The 5,330-nt window shown below is 68.0% G+C and carries 7 protein-coding genes; 2 read left to right on the top strand and 5 right to left on the bottom strand.

Annotation, left to right across the window (positions count from 1 at the left end; genetic code table 11):
* Positions 1-487: 487 nt before the first annotated feature.
* Complete coding sequence (locus tag CC117_RS08095; RefSeq protein ID WP_071083134.1) at positions 488-892, bottom strand: PPOX class F420-dependent oxidoreductase; 405 nt, start codon at positions 890-892, stop codon at positions 488-490.
* Positions 889-1,479, bottom strand: coding sequence for a YceI family protein (locus CC117_RS08090; RefSeq protein WP_071083133.1), 591 nt, complete (start codon positions 1,477-1,479; stop codon positions 889-891). The genes CC117_RS08095 and CC117_RS08090 overlap by 4 nt, the downstream gene beginning before the upstream one ends.
* 101 nt (positions 1,480-1,580) lie before the next feature.
* Between CC117_RS08090 and CC117_RS08085 the strand changes: the two genes are divergently transcribed.
* Positions 1,581-1,955, top strand: coding sequence for a winged helix-turn-helix transcriptional regulator (locus CC117_RS08085; protein WP_071083132.1), 375 nt, complete (start codon positions 1,581-1,583; stop codon positions 1,953-1,955).
* Between the two features lie 40 nt (positions 1,956-1,995).
* Here CC117_RS08085 and CC117_RS08080 read toward each other — a convergent pair whose 3' ends face one another.
* From CC117_RS08080 to CC117_RS08070, 3 genes are all read right to left on the bottom strand, one after another.
* Positions 1,996-2,778 (bottom strand): SDR family oxidoreductase, encoded by a 783-nt coding sequence (locus CC117_RS08080; RefSeq protein WP_071083131.1) that lies wholly within the window; start codon positions 2,776-2,778, stop codon positions 1,996-1,998.
* A 113-nt stretch (positions 2,779-2,891) separates the two neighbouring features.
* Positions 2,892-3,263, bottom strand: a complete 372-nt coding sequence (locus CC117_RS08075; RefSeq protein ID WP_071083130.1) for a DoxX family protein — start codon at positions 3,261-3,263, stop codon at positions 2,892-2,894.
* 80 nt (positions 3,264-3,343) lie between these two features.
* Complete coding sequence (locus CC117_RS08070; RefSeq protein WP_071083129.1) at positions 3,344-4,021, bottom strand: SDR family NAD(P)-dependent oxidoreductase; 678 nt, start codon at positions 4,019-4,021, stop codon at positions 3,344-3,346.
* Between the two features lie 128 nt (positions 4,022-4,149).
* Here CC117_RS08070 and CC117_RS08065 point away from each other — a divergent pair, with 128 nt between their 5' ends.
* Positions 4,150-4,905, top strand: a complete 756-nt coding sequence (locus CC117_RS08065; RefSeq protein ID WP_071083128.1) for a TetR/AcrR family transcriptional regulator — start codon at positions 4,150-4,152, stop codon at positions 4,903-4,905.
* Positions 4,906-5,330 lie beyond the last annotated feature (425 nt).

The raw sequence follows: 5,330 nt of genomic DNA, 5'->3' as shown, positions 1-5,330 counted from the left end.
GGCCATCGGATAGCACGAGCCGGATGACGCGAGAGTGTCACGTCCGGATCTGTGGGGGCCGGCGGGTGAAACTCCCGCCGGCTACCCGGCAGGCTGTTGAGGACGGGCTGGCGGCTGATCCGTTCCTGGTTGTCTTGGATACATATCGTCACCGTCGAATATGCGATGGCGCCGTTGATCGGACGCTCCCCTCTGTGGGTCGCGCCGGATCGGTCGGCGAGCTCGAGCAGGTTAGGGGCATGCCTCCGTGTTGACGAGGTTCGTGCCGGTGATGGAGGATGCCTCGTCGGAGGTGAGGAAGATCGCCGGTTGACCATCTGGACTGGCTGTCTTCGACACGGGATGAGGTTCCCCTCCGAGTAGCGTCGCAGGACTTCGGGACCGGCCCCGCCGAACCCTTCGTAGCGTCCCGACCCCTCAAGCCGGACAGGAACCGGGTGGCCCCACGCCCGCCCGGGATGCGCGAGGCGGGTGTGGGGCGCCAGCGTCACCCGTTGACGACGACTCGGATGGGGTGGAGGGTCGCGGCCACCCGTTCCGTGCCGGGGAGGTTGAGCATTGTCTCGTCGACGCCGTAGTGCTTGGCGAACAGCGGGAGCAGCTCTTTACTCGGGTCGGGGGTCAGCTCGACGTCGGCGCGGATCTCCAGGGTGCGAAACGGGTTGGCCGGGTCGAGGATGAACAGGCCCGCGACGGGCTTGCGTAGCAGGTTCTTGTACTTCTGCCGGGTGGTGATCATGGATGTCTGCAGGGTCGACCCGTGGAAGAGGTACCAGACCGCGGTCGATTGCGGCCGGCCATCCGCGCCGATGGTGGTCAGGACCGCGGTCAGGGGCTGGGTGAGCAGGTCCAGGTGCGAAGCCGGGATCTCGGCCTGCGCCGGTCTTGTCATGGGGCGATGAACTGGAGGTCGAGTTCTACCTTGATCTTGTCGCCGAGGGCGAGCTTGCCGGCGCCGAGGGGCATGTTGAAGTCGATGCCGTAGTCACTGCGACGGATCTCGGTGGTCGCGGCGAACCCGGCCCTGGTCCGGTTGTCCGCGGGATGGATATCGACGCCGTAGAACTCCACTGCCAAGGTCACGGGCTTGGTGATCCCGTTGATCGTCAGGTTGCCGGCGGCCTGGTAGTTGTCCTCGTCGGCGGTCACCGACACGGACTGGTAGTGCATGGTCGGGTTGCGTTCGATGTCGAAGAAGTCGGTGGAGCGTAGGTGGGCGTCTCGATCGGCCTGGTTCGTGTTGATCGAGGCCATGTCGATCGTGGCCTCGACGGCTACGTCGGCGAGAGTCTCGCCGATGGTCAGTGTCCCGTTGAACACGTCGAACCGGCCGCGGACGTTGGTGACGCCGAGGTGGCGGACCTGGAAGTGGACACCGGAGTGCGCGGGGTCGATGGGCCAGACGCCGGCGGCCAGCGGCAGCGCGCTGRCTTCGGAGAGTGCTGGCGCTGGCGGGTTTGACACGGAGGGAGTTGTCACAGCTGACCTTTCTCGGGAGCAATGGGAGATTGTAAAAGTATAGTTACAACTGAAAATATAGCAACCGTCGAGGGTGTGTTGACCGCGGGTACCATGGGCGGATGGAGCCATCGGAGCGAGACGCGGTGAGTTGTCACGCGTTGACACCGGTCTTCGCTCTGCTTGGCAAGCGCTGGAGTGGTCTGATCGTCGGCACGCTTCTGGCCGGCCCTGCGCGCTTCTCCGAGATCTCCAAGTTGGTGCCCGGTGTCACCGAGCGGATGTTGTCGGGACGGTTGAACGAACTCGTCCAGGCCGGTCTGGTGGCGCGTGAGGTGATCGAGGGCCCGCCGGTCGGCGTCCGCTACCGGCTCACGCCGCGCGGTGAGGCGCTACGTCCCGCCCTGGCCGAACTCGAACGCTGGGCGACTGAACATCTGGTGACAGACACCGACCACGTCCCGTCCGGCAATCGGACAGAGCCGGCGGGAAAGTAGAGGCTGCGTCCTTGCCCGCCAGGGGCGCGAAGCCAGTCGTTCACGGTGCGCGGGAGATCGTCGGACGGCGGCCTGCTGCGCGATCCCGATGCCCGCGAAGGCGATTGACTGCTTCGCCTGGGCCCGACGTGGGCTGGTAGACCTGGGCGGGGTCGAGGGCGAGGTTGGCCTTGGCCTGGGCGGACAGGGCGTCGGCGATGACCTCGGCGTGGCCGGCCTCGATGCCGTCGAGGGTGGCGCGCACGACGTCGGCCGGGTCGTTCTTGTCCATCTCCACACCCGCAGCCATGTCGGTGTCCGTCGGGCCGAGGATGAGCCCGGTGACCTGCGTGTTCTGAGAGGCGAGTTCGAGGCGGACGCTGTTGGTCAGGCTCCAGGCGGCCGCTTTGGCCGCGCAGTAGGAGCTGGTGTGTTCGCTGGGGGCCCAGGCGCCTGCCGACAGCACGTTCACGATCGCCCCACCCCCACCTGCCCTCAGGACCGGGGCGAAGGCGCGGATCATGTTCAGCGGGCCGTAGTAGTGGGTGTCCATCTCCAGCCGGATCATGTCCATGTCGCTGGTCGTCAGGTTGGTGAACGTCGCGACGCCGGCGTTGTTGACCAGCAGGGTCACGTCGCCGGTGGCCTTGGCCGCGGCGGTGATGGAGGTCGGGTCGGTGATGTCGAGGGAGAGCACCTCCGCTCCCGGTACGTCGACGCTGTCGGGACGGCGCGCGGTGGCGTACACCTTGGCCACGCCACGTTGCAGGAGCTGGGCGGCGAAGTGGYGGCCCAGCCCGCGGCTGGCGCCGGTGACGAGGGCCACGGAGCCGGCGATCTGCATGTCAGACATCCTTTGCAGGAGAGAAGCGGAAGAGCGGCATCAGCAGCGCCCGATCGTTGAGCCAGCCGGGCACGCGGGCGCGTGGCGGGGGCGGAACCTGGCACGGGAGCGGGTCAAAGGGTGTGGGGTCCGAATCGGCCCCACATCACGACCGCCGCGAGGATGAGCAGCACCGCGTTGAACGCGATGGCCGCCGGCTCCTTGCGGCGGGCGTGGAGACCCATGGCCAGGACCATGATCACTGCGAGGCCGGTGGCGGCCAGCGGGGTGAGCACGGTGGCGATGTCGAAGGCACCCGGGAGGATCAGGCCGAGGGCGCCGGCGAACTCGGCGGCACCGATCAGACGCATCACCGGGGTCGACACATCGCTCACCCACGGCAGTTGGGGAATGAGCTGCTCGCGGGACCGGGTGGACTTCAGGACGCTGGCGACCGCGAACGCCGCAGCCAGCAGGCCCTGCACGATCCACAGGAACACGTTCATCGGGCGGGACCTTCTCTGGAGATCACRCCGCGGCGCGATCAGGGTTCGACGAGGGGCGGATCAGGGCAGCCGGTGCGGTGTCAGCGGCTGAAGACGCGCTCGRCTGCGTCGCGGTGGGTGGTGTGCAGCTCCCAGTAGACGGGGGAGATCTCCTCGGGCTGGGCCACCGGCGCGCCGGGGATGACGGCGGTGCCGATCGACACGTCGATGCCGACGTGGGCGGCCTGGATGCCGGCGCCGGCCAGTTCCTTGTGGAGGTTGATCACCCAGTTGCGCAGTGCCGCCGCGGCGGCGTTGACATTGGCGATCATCGGAACGGGGTCGATCGAGCCGGCCCCGGTGGTGTAGAGCAGGGTGCCCGCGCCGGCCTCACGCATCGCGGGCAGCACTGCCTTTGTGGCGGTGATGGCCCCGTACAGCTGGAACCCCATCTCGTGCTGCACATGGGACGGGTCGGTCTCGGACGGACTGGTCAGGATGGTGGAGTCAAGCGTCCCGACCGGGGAGTACTCCAGGACATCGATCCCGCCGAACTGCGCGGCGGCGTCCTTGAGCGCCTGGGTGAGTCCGTCACGGTCAAGTACGTCGGCGGGGAACGCGGCGGCGGTGATGCCCTCAGCGTCGAGCGTGCCGACGAGCTCGTCGAGCCTGGCGCGGTTGCGGGCGATCAGGGCGACGTCGAGGCCGTGGGAGCCGAAGGTGTGGGCGATGGCCAGACCCAGCTGGGGGCCGGCCCCGACGATGGCGATGGCGGGCACGGCGAACCTTTCGAGAGACTATATGGATAGGGCTATCCGAATCAGTGATCCGGATAGCCCTATCCGGTTTGCTCGACCACTGTAACACGAGAAACGGATAGGGAATTCCGATTCGTTAGGCTGGGGGCATGAACCCCGGGGCCCAGCACACCGACGGCACCGCCGAGCCCGCCGCCCAGCACACCGACGGCACCGCCGAGCCCGCCGCCCAGCCGTTGCGCAGCGACGCCGAGCGCAACCGGGCGCGGATCATCGCCGCCGCGCGGAAGGTGTTCGGGCGCGACGGCCTGAACGCCTCCATGGCCTCGGTGGCCCGCGAGGCGGGGGTGGGGATCGCCACCATCTTCCGCCGCTTCCCCAGCAAGGAGGAACTGGTCGCCGCCGTCTTCGCCGACCGGATGGACACCTACGTCGCCGCGGTCGCCGCGGCCCTGGAGCACCCCGATCCGTGGGACGGATTCGCGGGGTTCATCGAGACGGTCTGTGCGATGCAGGCCGCCGACCGCGGCTTCGCCGACATCCTGACCATGACCTTCCCCGCCGCCAAAGCTCTCGAAGCCCGCCGCGCCGAGGCGTACAACGGCTTCCTCGCACTCATCGCCCGCGCCCAGGACAGCGGGCACCTACGCGAGGACTTCACCAGCCGGGACCTGGTCCTCCTGCTCATGGCCAACGCCGGCGTCGTCAACGCCACCGGCGACGCCGCGCCCGACGCCTGGCGCCGTCTCGTCGCCCTGATGATCCAGTCCTTCCAGGCCCCCGCCCGCGGCCCTCTGCCCGACCCACCCGGGGAAGCCGCCCTCTACCAAGCCATGCTCCGCGCCAGCCAGAGCATCACCTCACCCGAACCGGGAAAAGCAGCTGACGTGGTCAAGCACAGATGATGAGTGATCAGTCGTTTGTCTCAGCGCCACAGGGGGCCAGTGTCCAGGAGTCGCCGACAATCTTCCCGTCAACTCAGCGTGGCGCTACGCGGGCACCGGGTCGTCCCCGCCCGCGCGTGGGGTCTCGCAGGGCAGCTGACGCCATCGGACGATGCCAACCACGTCGTTCCGGCACTGGCGGGGCAGCGTGAGACGACTGGTAATTACCGCTTTCGAGGTCGTTCGCGGCTACTGGCGCACGGTGCGGCAAGCCAGTCGATCACCAGGGGGGCGTGAGGGGTTCTAGGGGCGTGCTGGTCCGCGCTCTGGGCGCCGCGGGAGTGTCTGACTACCGGTGGATCGGCCGTGGCGGTTGGTGATGGGTCAGACATCCCATGTTCTTTGATGTCAAGCGGCGATCTGTTCAGTGACGTGCTGTGGCCAGG

The organism is Parafrankia colletiae, from assembly GCF_001854655.1.
Taxonomy (GTDB): Bacteria; Actinomycetota; Actinomycetes; order Frankiales; family Frankiaceae; genus Parafrankia; species Parafrankia colletiae.
Note: the sequence above shows the minus strand (reverse complement) of the source record. Positions and strands in the feature narration are given on the sequence as shown.